General features: G+C 44.2%; 4 protein-coding genes. All 4 read left to right on the forward strand.

The features are described 5' to 3' along the window. A partial coding sequence (locus NWE95_11890) for an SAM-dependent methyltransferase (GenBank protein MCW4004600.1) occupies positions 1-703 on the forward strand: 703 nt, incomplete at its 5' end. Further along, complete coding sequence (locus NWE95_11895; GenBank protein MCW4004601.1) at positions 693-1,157, forward strand: hypothetical protein; 465 nt, start codon at positions 693-695, stop codon at positions 1,155-1,157. The genes NWE95_11890 and NWE95_11895, both read left to right, overlap by 11 nt. Next, positions 1,157-2,410 (forward strand): restriction endonuclease subunit S, encoded by a 1,254-nt coding sequence (locus NWE95_11900; GenBank protein ID MCW4004602.1) that lies wholly within the window; start codon positions 1,157-1,159, stop codon positions 2,408-2,410. The genes NWE95_11895 and NWE95_11900 overlap by 1 nt, the downstream gene beginning before the upstream one ends. 81 nt (positions 2,411-2,491) lie before the next feature. Next, positions 2,492-3,100, forward strand: a 609-nt coding sequence (locus NWE95_11905; protein MCW4004603.1) for a DNA-protecting protein DprA, incomplete at its 3' end; no start/stop codon positions are given.

Here is a 3,100-nt window from a genome sequence, read left to right on the forward strand (position 1 = left end):
TGATTCGGATTGGAAGGGTGAGATGCTGCGTGAAGACGCCCGCTGGCAATTCGGCGTCCCGCCTGTGGGTAATGCGAATTTTGCTTGGGTGCAGCACTTCATCCACCACCTAGCCCCACATGGCATCGCAGGTTTCGTCTTAGCTAACGGCAGCATGAGCAGCAACACCTCAAACGAGGGCGAAATCCGCAAAAACATAATCGAAGCCGACCTCGTCGACTGCATGGTCGCCTTGCCCAGCCAACTATTCTACAACACCATGATACCCGCCTGCCTCTGGTTCATAGCCCGCGACAAACAAAACCACAAATTCCGAGACCGCAGAGGAGAAACCCTCTTCATAGACGCCCGAAAACTCGGCACCATGATAGACCGAAGACACCGAGAACTCACAGCAGAAGACATCAAAAAAATAGCTGACACCTACCACGCATGGAGAGGCGAACCCATAGACGGCAAAACAGTCCCGTATCAAGATGTTGCTGGGTTCTGCAAAGCAGTAAAAATAGAGGAAATAAGAAAACAAGGACACATACTAACGCCTGGAAGATATGTTGGCACAGAGGAAGAAGAGGAAGACGAAGAGGAATTCGAAGAAAAAATGAAGCGCCTCATCAATGACCTTGATAAGGAAATGGAAGAAGGCAGAAAACTTGATAGCGAAATAAAACAAAATCTGGAGTTGCTAGGTTTTGAGCTTTGAAGTTAGACAGAAAGTTCAAAAAGCTTTGCATAAGCTACGGGAATCAGACGCTTTTCTAATTCAAGCAAACACAAACGAGCGAACCATTTCTCACAAATTGGCTGAATACTTGCAGGCAGAATTTCTGCCCCTAAAGGTTGATTGTGAATACAATCGACATGGAGATGAGATTAAAAGACTGAATGTTCCGTGTGATAATATTAATTGGGATGATACTGAAGCAAGAACTGTTTTTCCCGACATTATTGTTCATGAAAGAGGAAACGACGAGAAGAATCTTTTAGTGATCGAAGTTAAGAAGTCATCGAATGCCCAGAATCGCCAATTTGATAGAATAAAACTTATGGCTTTTACGATGCCACCGTACCACTATCGGTTTGGGTTGTTTCTAATAATCTCTACGGATACGACACCTGATTGCATGAAATGGTATAGGAACGGTAGAGCATTATAATGAGTAAGCCACAGTTCAAGCACTCTGCAGTCGGACCAATACCCCTTGATTGGAATGTCGTGCAATTAAAGGATGTTTGCACAAAGATAGGCAGTGGAATCACGCCTCGGGGAGGAGAGAAAGTCTATCGAGAAAAAGGGATTGCGCTTATTAGAAGCCAGAATGTCTTAAACAATCGCTTTTCATTCGACGGGTTAGTATACATTGATGAAAGCATGGCAAAAGAAATGGAAAATGTTGAGGTACAACGACAGGACGTTTTATTGAATATTACTGGAGATTCGGTGGCACGTTGTTGTACAGTTCCAGAGGAGGTTTTACCTGCCAGAGTAAATCAGCATGTTTCTATTATCAGGGTGAATAGAGAGCAAGTTAACCCCGTCTTTTTGAGGTATTATCTAACTTCCCCAAAAATGCAGGAGTACATGTTAAGTTTAGCTCAGTCTGGCGGAACTAGAAACGCACTTACAAAAGGATTGATTGAGGATTTTGTCGCCCCGCAACCTGATATTTCGGAGCAGGAAGCGATAGCTGATATTTTGTCAAAATTAGAAATGAAAATAGCGCTTAATGAGCGTATGAATCGTTCGCTTGAGGCTGTTGGGGCTGCTTTGTTTAGGCGTCGGTTTGTTGATTTCGAGTTTCCCAACCAAGAAGGCAAACCCTACAGGTCAACAGGCGGAAAAATGGTTGAATCCGAACTGGGCGTTATACCTGATTCTTGGACGGTAGGGCATTTTAGTGACTTAGTCGAAGTCTTCACAGGAAAAGGACTTAGTAGAGACCGCTTAACAGATGACGGAAAATACCCTGTTTTGGGTGCCAACGGAGAATTGGGGAGAACTAATGATTTTCTATATGATGAAGAATTAATTTTAACTGGACGTGTGGGAACGCTTGGAAAGGTATATTTAATCAATGGCAAAGTTTGGATTTCAGATAATGTATTAATCTCCAAACCAAAGTCTGCAAACTATTATCACTACACATATTTTACCTTAAAATCCTTTGACATGGAAGCATTAAACAGAGGTAGCACTCAACCTCTAGTGACCCAAACTGACTTGAAGAATCAGCCGATAATTATTCCCGATGAAAAAACGCTGGCAAGTTTTGAGGAGATTCTTAGTACATTATATTCTAAAGTAAACCTGAATAATCAACAGAACAAGACCTTATCTACAATCAGGGCTTTGTTGCTTCCTAGGCTTATGTCTGGGAAAATCAGAGTGCCCCTCAACAAAGAAAAATGATGCGTAACCGATAGTGTTATAATGTTTCTGATTTTACTTTACTGTGATGTTTCCGTCTGGAGAATATGGGGGATGGTGTTGATGGAGAATAAAGCTTTCGCGTGTTCGCTTGAGCAGCTTATAGGTCCGCTAAATGATGTAGAGAAGAAGTATGCGCCTAAGCAGCTTTATGTCTCGGGCAAAATGCCGCTTCCCCTGCCGTCTCCCAGAGTTGCAGTTATCGGTTCACGGAAACCTTCCCTCAAAGGGCTGGAAGCCGCCAGCAGAATCGCAAAAGTTCTTGCAAAACACAATGTGGTGGTTGTTAGTGGCCTTGCCGAGGGCATCGACACGGCGGCACATAAAAGCGCCATCGAAGCAAACGGCCAAACAATCGCGGTATTAGGCACTCCGCTGGACAAGTTTTATCCGCAAAAAAACATGCAACTCCAGCAGTTGATTATGCAGGAGCATTTAGCGGTGTCTCAATTCCCAACTGGGTACCCCATTATGCCTAAGAATTTTGTTATCAGAAACCGAACCATGGCACTTATCGCTGACGCATCAATCATCGTTGAAGCGGGAAATTCCAGCGGGTCGCTTCATCAAGGATGGGAAGCTCTCAGGCTTGGACGCCCACTTTTCATCTGGAGCCCACTAATGCATGACCCCGCGTTGGATTGGCCACGGCAGATGGCGATGTATGGCGCA

Source organism: Candidatus Bathyarchaeota archaeon, assembly GCA_026014725.1.
Taxonomy (GTDB): domain Archaea; phylum Thermoproteota; class Bathyarchaeia; order Bathyarchaeales; family Bathycorpusculaceae; genus Bathycorpusculum.